This is a genomic window from Arthrobacter sp. fls2-241-R2A-172 (assembly GCF_030208885.1).
Classification (GTDB): domain Bacteria; phylum Actinomycetota; class Actinomycetes; order Actinomycetales; family Micrococcaceae; genus Arthrobacter.
This window is the reverse complement of sequence record NZ_JARVTB010000008.1, coordinates 119,738-135,184: the sequence shown is the minus strand read 5'-3', so window position 1 is coordinate 135,184 and position 15,447 is coordinate 119,738. Positions and strand designations below refer to the sequence as shown.

At 61.0% G+C, this 15,447-nt stretch carries 24 protein-coding genes; 16 read left to right on the top strand and 8 right to left on the bottom strand.

Going from position 1 to position 15,447, the window contains the following annotated elements; translation table 11 throughout:
• Window positions 1-64: 64 nt before the first annotated feature.
• The 8 genes from prfB to QRM57_RS13450 form a co-directional block, all read right to left on the bottom strand.
• Window positions 65-1,183: a peptide chain release factor 2 gene (gene prfB, locus QRM57_RS13485; protein WP_235520578.1), complete on the bottom strand. Its 1,119-nt coding sequence runs from the start codon at window positions 1,181-1,183 to the stop codon at window positions 65-67.
• Between the two features lie 65 nt (window positions 1,184-1,248).
• The gene (locus tag QRM57_RS13480) at window positions 1,249-1,659 is read right to left on the bottom strand and encodes a pilus assembly protein TadG-related protein (RefSeq protein WP_284987006.1); all 411 of its coding nucleotides are present in this window, start codon (window positions 1,657-1,659) and stop codon (window positions 1,249-1,251) included.
• 41 nt (window positions 1,660-1,700) lie between these two features.
• On the bottom strand, window positions 1,701-2,093 hold the full coding sequence (locus QRM57_RS13475) for a hypothetical protein (RefSeq protein WP_350309848.1): 393 nt from the start codon (window positions 2,091-2,093) through the stop codon (window positions 1,701-1,703).
• A gap of 124 nt (window positions 2,094-2,217) precedes the next feature.
• Window positions 2,218-2,622: a TadE/TadG family type IV pilus assembly protein gene (locus QRM57_RS13470; protein ID WP_284987004.1), complete on the bottom strand. Its 405-nt coding sequence runs from the start codon at window positions 2,620-2,622 to the stop codon at window positions 2,218-2,220.
• Between the two features lie 160 nt (window positions 2,623-2,782).
• Window positions 2,783-3,832 carry a DUF6602 domain-containing protein gene (locus tag QRM57_RS13465; RefSeq protein ID WP_284987003.1) on the bottom strand — a complete coding sequence of 350 codons (1,050 nt, stop codon included), beginning with the start codon at window positions 3,830-3,832 and terminating at the stop codon, window positions 2,783-2,785.
• Between the two features lie 34 nt (window positions 3,833-3,866).
• The gene (locus QRM57_RS13460) at window positions 3,867-5,309 is read right to left on the bottom strand and encodes a recombinase family protein (protein WP_284987002.1); all 1,443 of its coding nucleotides are present in this window, start codon (window positions 5,307-5,309) and stop codon (window positions 3,867-3,869) included.
• A gap of 26 nt (window positions 5,310-5,335) precedes the next feature.
• Window positions 5,336-5,713, bottom strand: a complete 378-nt coding sequence (locus tag QRM57_RS13455; protein ID WP_284987001.1) for an ImmA/IrrE family metallo-endopeptidase — start codon at window positions 5,711-5,713, stop codon at window positions 5,336-5,338.
• A gap of 16 nt (window positions 5,714-5,729) precedes the next feature.
• Window positions 5,730-6,314 (bottom strand): hypothetical protein, encoded by a 585-nt coding sequence (locus QRM57_RS13450; RefSeq protein ID WP_284987000.1) that lies wholly within the window; start codon window positions 6,312-6,314, stop codon window positions 5,730-5,732.
• Window positions 6,315-6,487: 173 nt separating this feature from the next.
• Here QRM57_RS13450 and QRM57_RS13445 point away from each other — a divergent pair, with 173 nt between their 5' ends.
• From QRM57_RS13445 to QRM57_RS13370, 16 genes are all read left to right on the top strand, one after another.
• Window positions 6,488-6,847 carry a helix-turn-helix transcriptional regulator gene (locus tag QRM57_RS13445; protein ID WP_284986998.1) on the top strand — a complete coding sequence of 120 codons (360 nt, stop codon included), beginning with the start codon at window positions 6,488-6,490 and terminating at the stop codon, window positions 6,845-6,847.
• A gap of 208 nt (window positions 6,848-7,055) precedes the next feature.
• Window positions 7,056-7,289 (top strand): hypothetical protein, encoded by a 234-nt coding sequence (locus tag QRM57_RS13440; protein ID WP_284986997.1) that lies wholly within the window; start codon window positions 7,056-7,058, stop codon window positions 7,287-7,289.
• Window positions 7,289-8,059, top strand: coding sequence for a hypothetical protein (locus QRM57_RS13435; protein WP_284986996.1), 771 nt, complete (start codon window positions 7,289-7,291; stop codon window positions 8,057-8,059). Before QRM57_RS13440 ends, QRM57_RS13435 begins: the two co-directional genes overlap by 1 nt.
• Window positions 8,056-8,328, top strand: coding sequence for a hypothetical protein (locus tag QRM57_RS13430; RefSeq protein ID WP_284986995.1), 273 nt, complete (start codon window positions 8,056-8,058; stop codon window positions 8,326-8,328). The genes QRM57_RS13435 and QRM57_RS13430 overlap by 4 nt, the downstream gene beginning before the upstream one ends.
• Window positions 8,325-8,525 (top strand): hypothetical protein, encoded by a 201-nt coding sequence (locus QRM57_RS13425; RefSeq protein WP_284986994.1) that lies wholly within the window; start codon window positions 8,325-8,327, stop codon window positions 8,523-8,525. Before QRM57_RS13430 ends, QRM57_RS13425 begins: the two co-directional genes overlap by 4 nt.
• 22 nt (window positions 8,526-8,547) lie before the next feature.
• Window positions 8,548-8,871 (top strand): hypothetical protein, encoded by a 324-nt coding sequence (locus tag QRM57_RS13420; RefSeq protein WP_284986993.1) that lies wholly within the window; start codon window positions 8,548-8,550, stop codon window positions 8,869-8,871.
• On the top strand, window positions 8,868-10,208 hold the full coding sequence (locus QRM57_RS13415; protein ID WP_284986992.1) for a ParB/RepB/Spo0J family partition protein: 1,341 nt from the start codon (window positions 8,868-8,870) through the stop codon (window positions 10,206-10,208). The genes QRM57_RS13420 and QRM57_RS13415 overlap by 4 nt, the downstream gene beginning before the upstream one ends.
• The gene (locus QRM57_RS13410) at window positions 10,195-10,587 is read left to right on the top strand and encodes a hypothetical protein (RefSeq protein WP_284986991.1); all 393 of its coding nucleotides are present in this window, start codon (window positions 10,195-10,197) and stop codon (window positions 10,585-10,587) included. The genes QRM57_RS13415 and QRM57_RS13410 overlap by 14 nt, the downstream gene beginning before the upstream one ends.
• Window positions 10,587-10,883, top strand: coding sequence for a hypothetical protein (locus QRM57_RS13405; RefSeq protein WP_284986990.1), 297 nt, complete (start codon window positions 10,587-10,589; stop codon window positions 10,881-10,883). Before QRM57_RS13410 ends, QRM57_RS13405 begins: the two co-directional genes overlap by 1 nt.
• Complete coding sequence (locus tag QRM57_RS13400; protein WP_284986989.1) at window positions 10,880-12,142, top strand: DNA polymerase III subunit beta; 1,263 nt, start codon at window positions 10,880-10,882, stop codon at window positions 12,140-12,142. The genes QRM57_RS13405 and QRM57_RS13400 overlap by 4 nt, the downstream gene beginning before the upstream one ends.
• A 119-nt stretch (window positions 12,143-12,261) precedes the next feature.
• On the top strand, window positions 12,262-12,687 hold the full coding sequence (locus tag QRM57_RS13395) for an ASCH domain-containing protein (protein ID WP_284986988.1): 426 nt from the start codon (window positions 12,262-12,264) through the stop codon (window positions 12,685-12,687).
• 143 nt (window positions 12,688-12,830) lie between these two features.
• On the top strand, window positions 12,831-13,034 hold the full coding sequence (locus tag QRM57_RS13390) for a hypothetical protein (RefSeq protein WP_284986987.1): 204 nt from the start codon (window positions 12,831-12,833) through the stop codon (window positions 13,032-13,034).
• 169 nt (window positions 13,035-13,203) lie between these two features.
• A complete protein-coding gene (locus tag QRM57_RS13385) occupies window positions 13,204-13,335 on the top strand; it encodes a hypothetical protein (RefSeq protein WP_284986986.1) in 132 nt (43 codons plus the stop codon).
• Window positions 13,332-13,631 carry a hypothetical protein gene (locus QRM57_RS13380; RefSeq protein ID WP_284986985.1) on the top strand — a complete coding sequence of 100 codons (300 nt, stop codon included), beginning with the start codon at window positions 13,332-13,334 and terminating at the stop codon, window positions 13,629-13,631. The genes QRM57_RS13385 and QRM57_RS13380 overlap by 4 nt, the downstream gene beginning before the upstream one ends.
• 774 nt (window positions 13,632-14,405) lie before the next feature.
• The gene (locus QRM57_RS13375; protein WP_284986984.1) at window positions 14,406-14,723 is read left to right on the top strand and encodes a hypothetical protein; all 318 of its coding nucleotides are present in this window, start codon (window positions 14,406-14,408) and stop codon (window positions 14,721-14,723) included.
• 369 nt (window positions 14,724-15,092) lie between these two features.
• On the top strand, window positions 15,093-15,302 hold the full coding sequence (locus QRM57_RS13370; RefSeq protein WP_284986983.1) for a hypothetical protein: 210 nt from the start codon (window positions 15,093-15,095) through the stop codon (window positions 15,300-15,302).
• The last annotated feature ends 145 nt before the right edge of the window (window positions 15,303-15,447 follow it).

Here is a 15,447-nt window from a genome sequence, read left to right as displayed (position 1 = left end):
CCGAATCCGGACCGACTCCTCACAGCCTTTGACAGCCTGCGGGATCTGCTGACTGCTGTACGGCCTAGCTGGCAGCGGCGTTGCGGTTGCCCGTGCGCCAACGGATGCCAGCGTCAATGAAGTCGTCAATATCGCCGTCCAGCACTGCCGATGTGTTGCCCACTTCATGTTCCGTGCGCAGGTCCTTGACCATCTGGTACGGATTGAGCACATAGGAACGCATCTGGTCGCCCCACGACGCTTTGACGTCACCGGCCAGTGCTTTCTTCTCCGCGTCTTCTTGTTCTTTCTTGACCAACAAGAGGCGGGACTGAAGGACCCGCATGGCCGCTGCGCGGTTTTGGAGCTGTGATTTTTCGTTCTGCATGGAGACGACAATTCCAGTGGGAATGTGCGTCAACCGTACTGCGGAGTCGGTGGTGTTGACCGACTGGCCACCCGGTCCCGAGGACCGGAAGACGTCCACCCTGATTTCGTTGTCGGGAATCTCGATCGAGTCCGTCTGTTCAATCAGGGGGATGACCTCCACGGCCGCAAAGGAGGTCTGCCGCCGGCCCTGGTTATCGAAGGGGCTGATGCGGACCAGGCGGTGGGTGCCCGCCTCCACGCTCAGTGTGCCGAACGCATATGGCGCCTTGACCTCGAAAGTGGCGGACTTCAAACCCGCTTCTTCCGCATAGGAGGTGTCCATGACAGTGGTCGGATAACCATGGCGTTCGGCCCAGCGCAAGTACATCCTCATCAGCATCTCGGCGAAATCGGCGGCATCAACGCCCCCTGCCCCCGCCCTGATCGTGACAACTGCTTCCCGCTCGTCGTACTCACCCGAGAGCAGGGTAACGACTTCGAGTTCCTCCAGTGCCTTGCGGATGGAGGCCAATTCCTTCGCGGCTTCGGCCATGGAAGCTTCGTCGCCTTCGTCCTGGCCCAACTCCACCAGCACCTCGAGGTCATCGATGCGGGAAGCAAGCTTCGACAGTCGCTCAACTTCCGACTGCCGATGCGACAGCCGGGACGTGATCACCTGGGCTGCTGCGGGGTCGTCCCAAAGGTCCGGCGCACCGGCTTGCTCGCTCAGTTCAGCGATCTCAGCTTTGAGGGCATCAACATCCGTGACGTTCTCGATGGAGCTGTAAGTTGCGCGAAGGGCGCGGATTTCTGCGGGAAAATCAATGTCAGCCATGGTTATCCCAGCGTACGCTATTCATCGGACTCCCCCGTCGGGGCCGGATACTTTGGCCCGGATCATTACTGCGTTAGCCTCGACCGTGCAGTGGATTTGGCCTCAACAGCGATACCGTCGGGAAGCAGGAAACTGATCAATGGCGGATGGGCGATGGACGCCAGGACCACAACAGCGGTATCCCCCGGGCCACGCCCTGTTTCAGCTTGCACGGTCAAATGGTCATGGCTAACGAAAGCATGGCTTTTGTCCAAGTACGAGCCTGCCGCCGCAAGCACCCTGCTGTCCGCCAACGTGGTCGATGGCGAGCTTCCCCCGCCTATCTCCCCCGCAACGTACGCATCCGCGGCAGCGAGCGCTGCTCCGTCAGCCAGGGAGAGCAGCTTCTTGTGTTCCAGGTACACAGCGGATGCGGCCATCACCGCTGTTGCCAGCAGGAGGGACAACGCCACAAACCCGATGATAAGAACTGTCATTTGGCCGTCCTCCGAGGCTGTCCTGCTGCATCTGCAACCCGTCATCTGTATCGCCCCACAACCTGTGTTGCTGTCGCACTCACCCTGCTTGCCGTCAGTTGTCCGGCGTCCGCAAACGGCATCATGGGCAAGGGAACATCCAAGTGCACAACGACGGAAACCGTGGCACCCGCCGATGAGCAGTCTGGTCTGTCGCACGAGACCTCAAAGCTGGCTTGCTCGGGAGTGTAGCCATAATCCTTCAGTGCAACGAGGACAGTTTGCTCCGCCGCCCGTTGGGCGCCCGCCGGGTTTGATTGGGCAACGTAGACCTTCGCGGCTTGGTCCGCCGCCCCCACCACGGCGAAGGAACCGCCCTGCAGTTGGCCGACAGTCACGACGAAATAGAACACCGGGACCATTAAAAGCAAGGCCAGGAAGATGAACTCGACCACCGCGCTTCCTTCCTGCGCCCCGCTGGGAATCACATGAGGTACCCGGCCCGCCCCGACTTCTGTCCGCACGCCCAGGGCATCAGCTGGCCTTTGCCGCATAGCCGTCCTGAGCCGACCCCCAAGGTCAGCCCGAAAGAACCGCATGTCCTTTCACCTCCATCAGTCCGACGGGCCCGATCAACCCCACCATCGGAAAAGGCGCCCTGACAGTCACCTCCAAGGTGCGAAGGCCGTCGATCGTAGCCTCGGCTGCGGTAACGTCACGTGGGAAGTCGGCACTCAGGGCAGAGCCGATCAGCTCAGAAGCACGCTCTTTGGCGTCGGTCGGTGTCCTGTCCGCCAATGATCCGTAGCGTGCACCGGAGGCCGCAGCATCGATGAGCGTATTCCGGACATGCAAGACCAAGGTGAACTGGATGATTGACAGGAACAACAGGGTCAGCAATGTCCCGACCAGAACGAAATCGACGACCGCTGACCCCTGCTCGTCGGGAGCTGCCGAGGCCGCCGATCGACGCCAATGACCCAAGGTACGGACCCTTCCGCGCCGGGGCCTACTTGGCAACCTGATGGATTGCCTGGTTAAAGAGGTCCTTTAGGGCCGGCGCAGCGAGGGCCAACAGCCCCGCAACCAGGACGGCTGACATCAGTGTGATTGCGTCCTAATCTCACCTGTGTCGAGATGAAACCTAAAACCCGAATGTACTCCCGAAGTGATGGGAATTTTCCCCATTCTCTAGGGGCCATCCGGTATGCGTAGTGGTTGACAACAGACCAGCCGTCAGTACGCTTTCCACATCCCACTCCCGCTTGAGGCCCGACCCCTCGTTGAATCCACCCATCTTGCTGAATGAGCGGGCCAGCTCGTCTAAGCCCGGGTCCTGCATGGCAAGGTAGGAGTACAACGCCGTTAGAAATACTGCTATTGCAAGTGCGGGATCTTCTCGTTGTGACCCGACATGAACCGTGTGTAGCCGAGCCTTGCCGATTTCGGCGATAGTGGCATCACGAAGTTCCGGCTCCATGTCCGCGAAGTAGTCCGGCGGAAAATGCATACCGTGGCTATAGGAAGTTTGCTTGCACCATGCGCCAACGTCTGGGACACAGACCAGCTCAAGGGACTCTTTTGGATGCCTCGACAGTTGGTTGTCCCGCCGGTAAAGCTCCGAGGAAATGTTGTCGGCGGGTTTCGAGCCTGGCTTCTTCCACATGTGGGAATGCGCTAGGAGTCCGTACGGGAACGGCCTTACGAGTTCGCGCCGCATGGTCGCTTCCCGGTCGGATAGCGTTCGCTGGATTTTGGCGCAGGAATCAACGGCTTCGGCGATGCCCTCTGCCCTGAGTGTGGTCTTCACTGAGAAGGCGGCTGCCACTCCTGCTGCGAGAACTTGTGTCTTAGTCCGAAGCGCTTTCGGATAGGACGGCCGGTAGATAATGATGTCGGTCTCGAAGGGAGGGGCCCCCGTGTCCACTTCGCCGATGATGTACTTCCTGGTTGCGACCTCATATGTCGGGGGTAGCCAATTCGTCAGGAACTCTGCCCAGGCAGTTTCGGCCTCATGGCCCCCTTCTTGTGTCCGGCTCTTGTCACCGGAAGTTCTGGCGTAGATCCGCTCCCAGTCGTCGGCCATCTCCCTGGCGGTCTTCCTAAGCCACTCCAGGTGGACGTGGTCAATCGAGGGCGTCTCGCCGATGATACCCATAGCCCACTTTTCGGGTTCCTGCGTGCTTTCGGTCATTGTCAGCCTTTCGGTGAGTTCCTGGTGACCGTTGTCACCAGCGCGGATGGACAGTAACCCGGGATCGTGGGCGCATCGGTTCAACCTCCACATGATGAATAAGGCGCGACAACAGATCACGCTTAGTATCCAGTGGAAGTATCGCCCAGTTCTCCAAGAGGTCTGGTATCAATGACGCCGGCGGCCGCGACGCCACCACTAGCGCGTCCCTGATGGACACCTCTAGGTCGTCGCGCTGGGCCTGCAGTTCGTCTCGAAGGCGCCGGTAGGTGTCGTCCGGGATTGTGCCGTCGAGCATCTTGTTGGTGAGCTGGTCCATTCGGGTGCTCAGCTTGGCCAGTTGCTTTCGGAGATGCCCCACTGCGTCGATTGCTTTGGCTGTTTGCTCCTCAGCCCGGGCAGCGAGATCGGCCTCAGCTTCAACGTTGGCCGCTACGCTCTCAAGCCATGCCAGAACGTCCGTCTCGACCGTGCTGGTCATGACGTACCCGCCCGTGTGCTTTCGCTTGTTGCCAACGGCACCGCATTTGTACTTTGGTGAGCGATTGTTGCCGTAGAGCCCAGCGTGCATGGTCGCCCCGCAGGCGCACCGGATCATTCCCGAAAAGAGGTACTGTGATCGTTCGCTGCGCCGGTGAACGCGCCGGGTCGCCCTGCGTGCCTGGTACTCGATCCATTCAGCCTCCGTGATGACAGGTTCGTGAATACCGGGGATGCGCTCGCCATGATAGGTGATGTAGCCGGCCCCGAAGCCTTGGTCCATGATCCTTCTGACTGTCCGATCCGACCAGAGGCCGTCGCTGGAGACGCCGTAGCCGGAGACGGGCCTTGTTGGTCCGTCGTTGAGCCATTTCACGAGCGAGTAGACCGATTGTCCGGAGAGGTACCGCCGGTAGAGGTCAGCTAAGACCGGCCCTGTGACGGGATCTGGGCTGAAGCCTTCCTCTTTGGAGTACTGGTAGCCGAACCGTGGTTTCCCGTTCGCGGGGATGCCGGCCTTTACGCGCCTGGCGTGGGATTCTTTCCACTGCTCCCCCATGCGTTCTGACTCGAACGCGGCCAGCTCGGCTAGCATGCCCCGGGCGAACCTGCCCGACGACGTCGTGGTGTCCATTGGTTCGGTGGCGGATTCCATGCGTCCGCCGATGCCTTCGACGCGGTCAACGGCGATGGCCCAGTCTTTTCGGTTCCTGGATACGCGGCTGATCTTCCAGACAACTAGGACGTCAGCTGCGCCGGCCTCGATCATGCCAATGGCACGCTCAACTTGCCGGCGTTTCCAGAAGCGGCCCGTCATGTCGAGATCAGTGATGGTTTCTACGATCTCGTATCCGCTGCGCTCGCAGTGCTGCTCTATGGAGGTCAGCTGCAGCTCCGGGCTGATCATTCCGTCGCGTTCTTTGGACACTCGGATGTAGGCGACCGCCCTTTGGGGCGCGTTTTGGACAGCCCTAAGGTGGGCCTTTTGTGTGTTCACGGTGGAAGGCTCTCTTGGAGTAAGGCTTAGGCGGCGAGGCGTGCGCGGAGGAGTTCCGCCAGGGATTCGCGCTCAGCTTTCGTGAGGGCGGTGATGTAGTGCTCCACGACGTCGGGAAGAACCCCGAGCCGGTGTGCGATGCCTACCGCATCTTGGCGTTCGAGATAGGCGTCGATGAAGTCTTGCTTTGAGATCAGCCGCAGGGCCGCCCAGGTATCGGCTTCGCGCTCTTGCCGGCGACCGCGGCCCCGGTGACGATGCGCGGCGTGCCCCAGCTCGTGCATGAGCGTGCATAGCAGCTGCAGAGGACCAAGGCCCACGCGAAGCGTGATCAGGTGGTGATCCGCGTCGTAGCTCCCCCACGCCCCATCCGGTACCCAACCGAATCGGATCTGGACGCCCAACTCTCTTGCGTAAGAGTCAGGTGTCCTCGGGATTCTGATCATGTGCAATGCCCCCTGGTGCTTTCTTGGCCGCCAACGTTTCCCACTGCTCTTTGTGCAGACGGTCTATCGCATCATCGCTTAGGGGCACGACAGTTTTACTTTTCAAGTCAGAGTCGGTCTTCTGTCCAGGGCGAGCGTTACGGCGCTCGCTGGCACGACGGATGTCGATTGGCTGTTCCTGGTCACTGCTGAGTTCTGCATCTGCTTGGCCCTGATTCATGTCCACAAGGACTCGCAGCATGTCGATGGCAGCCTTTCGCGCTTTCGGCGGAAGATTGTCGACACCTGCTGGCAGTTCCTCGGCAAACGGCGGACCGGGGACAGGTTGCCCCGCGGCCGTGAACGCGAGTTGCTCACTGACGCCGGCCAACCAAGCAATGGCCTTGATGGTCACTTCGGAGGGGGCGGATTTGTATGTTCCGCTCCTCACTTGGTTGAGCGTTGTGTGAGTAACCCTGTAGCCCTGCTTCTGCGCAAGAATGCTTAGCTGCCGGACAGAGGTCTGGTGACGCTCCACGGCAGTCTCCACGAGGTTGCGGAGGCTTGGGTTCATGTTCACGGCGGTAACTCTTCCCGGCTACGTCTCGCTATTGGAAGCGGCGACACGCCATGCTCTGACAAGTGACAAGTCCATCTTTGCAGGTGACGCAAGGAAATTGCCGCTTATCAGTTTGACAAGTAGTGGAATATGGAACATGATCAACTTGTCATCTTGAAAAGAGGAGAGTAGAAATGAACTCAGCAACGATCCGTCGCCGCCCACCGCAAGCCAAGAAGGAGGTCTGGATGGAAATCCGGGACCCGGAGTTGATCCGCCGCCGACGCCTCGCCAAGCGATACACGCAGCGCGATGTCGCCCATCTGGCGCGCCGCTCGCAAGCCGCCGTTCAGCAGGTGGAGACGGGCAAGATGAAAACGATCTCCGAAGCATTCGCCATGGGCATCGCATTCGCCCTGGACTGCGACTGGGAGGACCTCTTCATTGACCACGAACAAAAAGCCGCGCCCAACGTGGAAGGTGGAACACGAAACGCTTCTCATCGCACAGGCGCCCGCTCCGTAAGTCAGCATCCCCGCCGGCTCCACGTATGAGCACCCGCCCACACTCCGGAGCGGCAGCACCTTCCCCCGCTGCTGCCGCTCCGGTCCCCACTTCCCCAGTGGAAAACCACTGAGGGCAGAAAGAAGGCGGTCCAGTTTCATTCCGCCAAGAACCAACTGGACCGCCCGTAGATAACCCAAGAGCCAGGCACCTGATCTGAACAAGGCCTGGCTCTCGAATCAGAAATGAGTCTAACAAATGGTCATCAGAAGACTCCGGCAGCTACCGCCGGAAGCCCGCCCCCACATAGCAGCCGCCGGCCGCGTCCTTGCCGAAGCTACAGCCCGGATGAACAGCATGAGCCCACGCGAGATCGCTGAGGCCGCCTACACGCCCGGAGGCCCATCTCTGGAACAGTTGGAGAAGCTTGCCGAGGCCCGCCTCATGGGTCGGCCCATCCGCAACGCACCAGCAGTTGCAGAGGTGGCTTGATGAGCAGCTGGAGCAACGGTGGCCGCGACGAGGACGGCTACATGACTGACGCCTACTTCGAGTGCGAGGACTGCGGGCTCTCTCTTCAGTGGCCCGTTACTGAGGGCATGGCTCCAAACGAGGACCCGAAGCAGACAGAGATGCGCGCCATGGTCCGCGCCCACGATGCCGGGGGCTGCCAGATCGAACGCCACGAGCAGGTCCAGACTGTGCTGACAAGATTCAGCACGCGGCTTCCCAAGGGCTTCTACTTCAGCATCAACCCAGCCGCAAAGCACGTTAATCCGGCAGTTTCCCGGCGCCTCAGCGACCTCCAGTCCACAATCACGGACGCCGAGAACCTTATCGGCGCTCTCAAAACAGCCAGGCACTTCGACCGCCTGGGAAACATCGATCACGCTCTCCCACAAATCACAGCAGCGCTCGCCGAGGTTGTTCAGAACGCCATGCTGTTCGTGACGACTGTCGAAACGACCGCAAATGAATTCCGTCGAGGTAACGATGGTTCTCAACAGGCTGCCGGGGGGCAGCCCTCTGATCCGGCAGCTGCCGTCGAATCCCCCGACGTGCCGGCGGCGGCCGCCTCCACCCCCGAAGGGGATGCGAATATCGCCCACTTCGAGTGGAGAGATCCAACCTCGACGCCGATGCCGAAGCCGGGGCCGCACTTGGCCACGGTGACGGTATTCGATCCAAACGTGTCGCAAAGAGACCAGTTGGCAGCTTTGGATGCCAAGGTCGCTGAGCGTTGGGGAGGCAGCAGAAGATGAAGACCAGGAAGCGGCTCTTCGCCGTTGTGCAGCCGATCGGGCACCGCCCGTATAAGGATCGGGCGAACCTTCACTTCCGTGACAACACGGAGCTGACGGCACAGCTGACAACTTACGCCCGTACCAAATGGCCGGTGCCACAGAAGGTCGCGGTCGATATCCATGCCAAGCAGATCATCGTGGACGGGACTCCCCGAGCTAACTTCTCTCTGCATGAGTACCGGGGCCATGACGAGCAGTCGGCGGCTTTGCCGGGGGTTGGCGCGTGATGCGCCCTACGGCGCGGGTCGGCCTGTATCGCCGCCGCGCCTACCTTTACGGGCCTCTGGTGATTCTCGGCGCTGCCCTGGTCCTCATGTCCTCGGGCACCGTCAACGGCGCTTACCTCGCTGGGCTGCTGATCATCCTTGCGGGTGCCGGCGGCTTCGTTCTCGAGTCGGGCCCGCAGCCCGGGCGCAGAAGATGATGACCGGCGGTTGGGGGCGCCGATGACAGATAGACCACCAGGCGCCCGCCCCGGCGCCACCCCATTTCCCCAGACAGCGGACGCTGTCCCGGTCCTTACTCAGAAGGACCAGGAGAACGTCCACCGCCAGAGGCAGGAACCAGCCACCGAACAAGAGTGGCTTGGCAACCCAGTAGTCCGTGATGACGCTGCGTTGCGCCTTCTCCGCATCGAACGCACGACCACCCGCGCCCTTTCGGCGTTGCAGGATGGCGAACTCGATGCAGCTATCAGCCGGCTACAGGCCGCGCTGACTCTTGCCCTGGCGGAGCAAGCATTCACCCACACTTGCGAAGGACAGTCATGACCACTATCGAAACAAGAAGAATCGCTGTCGATGCCCTTATCGACAACCCCGACAACCCCCGTTCTGACCTCGGTTCCGATCAGGATCTTGTGGAGCTGGCGAACAGTCTTGCCAAGGACGGCAATACCGACGACTGCCACGTGGTACCGATGACCGAGGGAGCGGACGCCGGCAAATTCATGTTGCTGGAGGGCCACAGAAGAAAAGCCGCTGCCCGGCTCGGGAACGTTGCAGACCTTGCCTGCAAGATTCGGCACGACCTGGATACGAAGGCGAAGCAGATCGCCTTCATGATTGTGGCGAACACCCACCGTGAGAACTTCACGGAGATGGACGCGGCCCGCGGTGTGCAGTCCCTGCTGGACTGCGAGGGAATGAACGTCAAAGCCGTCGCTAAGTCCCTGAGCCGTGGTGAGAAGTACGTCCGCTCAAGGTCGAAAATCACGAAGCTGTCCCAGGCTGCTCAGACCAAGATCGAAGACGCGACCCTCAACATCGATCAGGCGCTCGAGCTGCTCGCTTTCGCTGACGACGAGAAGGCCGAGGAGCGCCTGTTGCAGGTTGCGGACAAGCCTAACGACTGGGAGGTACGGCTGGCGGCCGAGAAGGAGGTCCGTGCTTGGCGGGAGAACCTCCCTCGCCTGACGGCTGAGTTGCAAGGAGCCGGTGTTGAAGTTGTGGACCGTCCGGAGGGCCCGCAATGGGAATGGAAGGACATCTCGCCCACATACACCGAGCACTCGGTTACTGAGGCCGTAGAGAAGGACCTCATTGCCGTCGTACATCCCGACTTCCCGAAGATCACCTGGGCACGCAAGCGGGAGGCGCACAAACCTTGGACCCCGCCCGAGAAGACCCCCGAGGAAATCGCCGCTGATGTGCGCCGTGGTGAAATCATCCGCGGCTTGGAATTGGCTGCCCCTGTCCGGGAGAGCTTCCTCAAAGGCATTTTGAAGAAGCCGGCAGCCGACGTCGTGCACCAGCTTGCGCTGGACATGGCCGAGCAGCTCGACCTTGGTTCCGTCGGGTTCTGGCTCGGCATTGAGGAGCACGAGGAGATCGACGACCAGGAGATTGTTGACGGCATCGCGAAGCTCTCCACTGACCAGCTCATTGTCCTGAATCACCTGGTGCGTCACGGCGGGAACAAAGAGGAGCTGCTCACGGACCTCGCCTCTTGGGGCCGAGATACCGGCTATATGTCCACCGGTCCTTGGCGTGAATCGCTGGAGCACTCCTACGGATACCAGTGGACCGAAGCCGAGCTGGAAGCAATTCAGCACTTCGCCGCCCAGAAGGCCGCCCTCGCGGAAGGTGACGACAATGACGACATCTAGGCACTTCCTTAAGCGGAACGCGGACAACGAGCCGGTCTGCGGGTGCGGCTTCCGGCCGGAAATCCTTGACGACCCGGCGCCCGTGGGCCTTCAGTGGAAAGCCAAACGAGACGTCCTTGACCATGTGGACGCCATGGAAGGTTACCGGCCGTCGGCACCGTTCGAAGTCAACCATGACCGCCGATTCCCACGTGCCGGCGTCCGACCAGGCGCAAGCGGACGTTGGAAGCTCACCCTCTGGGACGAACCCGACGTCACACACCCGATCTCGAAAGAGAACCAGTGGCACGACACGGCCCGGGAAGCGTTCGACTACGGCCAGCTCATCATCAGCAGCCACCGCAAGGCCGGAACACGCCTGAACGGCATGGCCCGCTGATGCCCTGCGTAACCCACGACAAGAACTGGCAGGACCAGAAGGCCCGCGTCTACCGCAGCCGCCACGACGAAGCACTCAGGATCACCTCGGCGCTGAACATCCGCCGGCAGAACCTCCTCACGGAAATCCTTGCCGACGACCTGGACGGGATCGACACCGTCAGCAAATCCCGACGACTCCGCCAAACAGACGACGAGCTGGACCGCGCACGAATCGACCTCACATCAGCCAGGGCAGCACTCGAAGCCGAAGAAGCCCAGCACTACACCCACGAACCACGAGAGGCCAGAAGATGACCGCCACCATCACCGAAACCACCACAACCACAGAACCAGCGCTCGCCGATCTGAAAGTGACTGCCACGGGTACGGAGTGGCTGCGGAAGCTTGCCGCCGTAGGCGTTGCCATTTCGTCCCGGCCTGCTCTGCCGATCCTGTCTTTCATGGTCATCGACTGCAATCGGGGCAAGGCCACTCTGTTGGGGTATGACTACTCCACGACGGCGTCCGCCAGGCTCAATCACGAGCCGGTGAATGCTCTGCGCAACGCCAAGGCTTTGGTTCCCTTCCAGTGGCTTGTGCGGACGATCCGTGTACTGACTGCCCGTAAGCGGGATGTGCCGGTGACTGTGGAGTCCAAGGATCTGCTGGGGCAGCGGCTGACCACTGTGACAGCTGCGGGGTACACGATCCCTTGCCTGCATTCTCTCGCCTTCTCTGATTACCCGACGATTCCTGAGCATGGTGTTTTGGACGTCTTCAATGTGGACCGTGAAGAGTTGGCCTGCGCTTTGGATCGCGCCACCGTTGCGGCGAGCATCGATGACACCCTGCCGATCCTCACAGCGTTGCAGCTGCGATGCACCGGGAAGAAACTGACCATCCATGCCACGGACCGGTACCGGCTCTCGGCAGAGACGCTGACGCTGTCGTCCCGGACGGTACAGGAGTTCGAATTCCTTCTGAGGGCGGCGACGTGGAAGGCCATGGCAAAGCACCTGGTGGACGAGAAGATCACTGTAGGCGTGCTTGCCGCGGCTGACATAGCGGACAGGATGGGTGGCTGCGAGACGCTGAACATCGGTTCCGGTGACGTGGCGTTCACTCTCTCGCCTACCAGTGGGGACTACCCGAAGCTGGATTCCATTTTCTCGGCCGAGTACGGCATGACCGTGGACGTCAACCGCAGGGATGTGCTGGATCAGGTGATGGTGGCCAAGGAAGTGAACGAGCGCAACATTCCAGCCCTCGTGAAAATGGCGCCGGGTTCAATCTCCGTCTCTCCGAGCTTCCACGAAGGCGCAGACCAGGCAGCCACTCCCGTCCTTTTGGCAGACACGGTCAATATTGACGGATCCGCAACTGTGGCCTTCAACCCGCACTACCTTCTCGACGGAATCAAAGCCACAAAGGCGGATGTCGTGAGGTTCGGGTTTCACACGCTGACCAAGCCACTCTGCCTGACTCCTGCACCGGAGAAGGGCAAGAAGGCCAGCACTTACAGATATCTGCTGATGCCTGTCAGGCTGCCCAACGACATCCTGGGAGGCGAGTAGACCATGACCGAGGCAAACGAAGACGCGATGATCGCTCAGCTACTCTCCCGCCCGCCGAAGCTCAAAACATGCAAGGCCTGTGACAAGGTGCAGAACGCCCAAGGCGAGTGTGATTGCTCGTGAACGGCTCTGAAGTCCCAGCGCTGACGGCAGTCACCGTGAAGAACCCGTGGGCTTGGTCCATCCTGCATGCGGGCAAGGACGTCGAGAACCGTTCCCAGTCCATCGAGCACCGCGGCACCCTGTACATCCACGCAGCTAAGCGCGACGACGAGGCCGGGTACGAGTTCGAAGCATACAAGCGCGCCCGTGCCGAGGCACCGCAGGCTGTCCGGAATCACCTGCACTTGCAGGGGTACGTCCTGGGGACCGTGGAAGTCGTTGGCTGCCACTACTCAACGGAATGCCGCACTAAGGACGGGTACTGCTCAGAGTGGGCCCGCCCGGGCTTCTACCACTGGGAACTGGCCAACCCCCGCCCACTGGCCTGCCCCTTCCCCGAGGTCGGGCAGCTCGGCCTCTGGAACTTGGCGGCCACGAAATGAGCCGCCCCTTGGAGCTGACCATTCACCCACCGGTACCGAGCTTCCCGCCCGCTGTGGAGCCCGGTGGTAGCCCGTTCACTCAGGCTATGCGCGGCTTCCAAGCGTCGATGCAGTGGCAGGCGGACCGAATCAAGGAAGCCACTATGTCTCAGCGCAAGCGCCTCACCGACGTCGAACTCGCTGCCGAGTTCTGGCGTTCAGCTCAGGTTGCGACTTACGCCCGTGGGCGTCTCGACTGGGGGCTGCCCGGGTACTCCGCCATCACAGCAGACCGGGCCGAAGACATCGAGCACACCCTCAGCCGCTTTGCTGAACTTCCGCACTACGACCACGAGGAAGAGCCATGAGGGAGGAATGCGCGCACCCCGGCGAGCACTGCCTACCTCTGCACTGCCCAGACTGCGGAAGATACAGCCGCCACTCATGGGACACCGGAGGCTTCGCCAAGCAGAACGGCTGGAACCAGCACTGGGGCGGCATCTGCATCAAACACGGCCCCTGGTCAGACTCAGCAGCATGACCACGAACACTGCGCAGGAACCCAAACCTGATCCAGTCCCCGTTCTGACGGCCAAGCTCGCCCAACTCCTGCAAGAACACCCCGACTTCTACGCCCAGATCTTCCCGACAAAAAAGGACCAACCATGAGCCAACTCATCCGCAAAGAAGGCAAGGCCCGCTGGGTCTACAGATGCGACCTGTGCGCCGTCACACTGACCGCCGTTGACCGGCTGCGCATCCTGGAAGCACGCAACCGCCATGTGCGCGGCAACCTTCCCCACCTCGGCAAGGCCCTCGCAGAGGCCATGGAACCTGTCGTGGAATTCGTTAACGGCATCGCGCTCGCAGCTGAGTCGTTCGGCAAGCTCTTGTTCGACCCGCCGAAAAACCTTCCCCATGATCCAATCCTGCTGAAGGACCGAAGGAAGTGGGGCGGCCGATGAGCAGCGTTATCGAGGAGCTGCACAACTCGCACTCAGCGAACGGAATCAAGCGGCCTGGCTGCAAGCTCTGCGAAAAGACGGCAGTCCACTACGTCGAACTGACAGCCGCAGAACCCACGTGCGACGGATGGCGAGACAAGCCAACCCTGAAATTTGAATGTCGCGGCAATTCAGCAGCGGAATGCCATCAATATCCTGACTCCTGCGGGTGTGAGAGCTTCCCGTGCGGGCACCCGTACGTCTCTCACGAAGAGTGCTGGATGCAGGACTGGTTTGACAGCAATAGCGCCAACTACGAGGGAGAAGATGGCGACTGTATGGCAGAAGGCGGACTCCCCAAGGACATGACCAGGTCAGGCCCGATCTCAACGAGCTGGGAAGAGGAATACGTGGCTTGGGAGTGGATCGCGTGAGTGAATCTCCAACTCACCCCGACGGCATGTTCGAGTGGTCCGCGTTCGGTGCACCATACATGGACACCTACTGCCATGAGGGCATGCTTTTCGACGCAGACAGTGAGACCGGAGGCGAGATCCCCTGTCCGTTTTGCGATCCGACCAGCCATTGGGAGTACGAGTTCGAGGGCGGATATGTCGCTCCGACGTGCGCCCTGTGTCAGCAGATACTGCCAGACGGGACCGCATTGAGGTTCCACGACGGCAAAGGGCTTAGGTGCAGTGCAGACTGCCCCCGCTGCGGACACCAGCCGATGCTCTACCGCGATTACTACATCGAAGGCGAAAGCCCAGAACCCGAGGCATGGAAGGCCCGAACATGAACAAACACCGCATTGGAGCAGGAGAGCAAAGCATCAGTCGGGAGGAAGCCGCCGCGAAGGCACTGGTCAACACCTCCGTCGCATGGCAGACCACAGACGCAGGAGAACTCGCCACCGCCGCCCTTGCTGCGTCTGATGCTCATGATGCCGCCAACGGTGTGCACCGGGTAACCCTGGACGACGAAAGCATGAAGCGTGCCCTTGAAGCTGTGGACACCTTCACCGAACTGGTCTACGACTCCTTTGCCGGCAAGGAACGGGACGATCTAGTCCGCGCCATCATCCGGGCTACCGCCGTCAAGGAGGGGCAATGAGGCGATGGCTTCGAGTCCTTCACTGCCAGCTCCGCATGACTCACGAAGCCCAGTGCCCATACTGCGGGGACCTTGTCTTCTATCTCACCGATGAAGAAATCTCACGGCGACGAAGGGCCGGCGTGCGTAACCCATTCATCCTGATTACCGCACCAACCGCCGTATCCCACGACTGCCGGAAGTTCACCACGGGGCAGCTACTCGACAATGGCCGGAAGCCTCACCGGTGATCCGCTGCCCAACCTGCGGGCATTACCACGGCACACAGAACAACCAATGGCCGTCCTGCAACGGCATCTACTACTCAGAAACAGGCGGCGCTCGCCGATGCAGTTGCACCGGGCCGGGCGCCGAAGACAGGAATGAAAGATGAGCGATCAATTCAATCGCCGCTCGATGCCACTGATCCAAGTGACCAGGGACGCGGAGAACCCGAGGACGGGTGCCACATTGGCGGAGCTGGGCCAGTTCATCCAGGAAGCCGAGCGGGCCGGCATCGACCCGCGCACCCCAGTTCTGGTCCGTGCAGGGTTGGGCCTGCAGATCAAACAGATCAAGACCGGCGTCCGCACCCAATGACGAAGCCGCAACGGCGGGCCGACGACATCGTCAACTACGCGGAGACCGTATTAGGCCTAGAGCTGAGCCCATGTGAGTGCACATTCCTGCGCGCTGCCATGGCCGGCCGGCCCTTGGTCCTCGCGTACCGACGGAGATTCTCTTA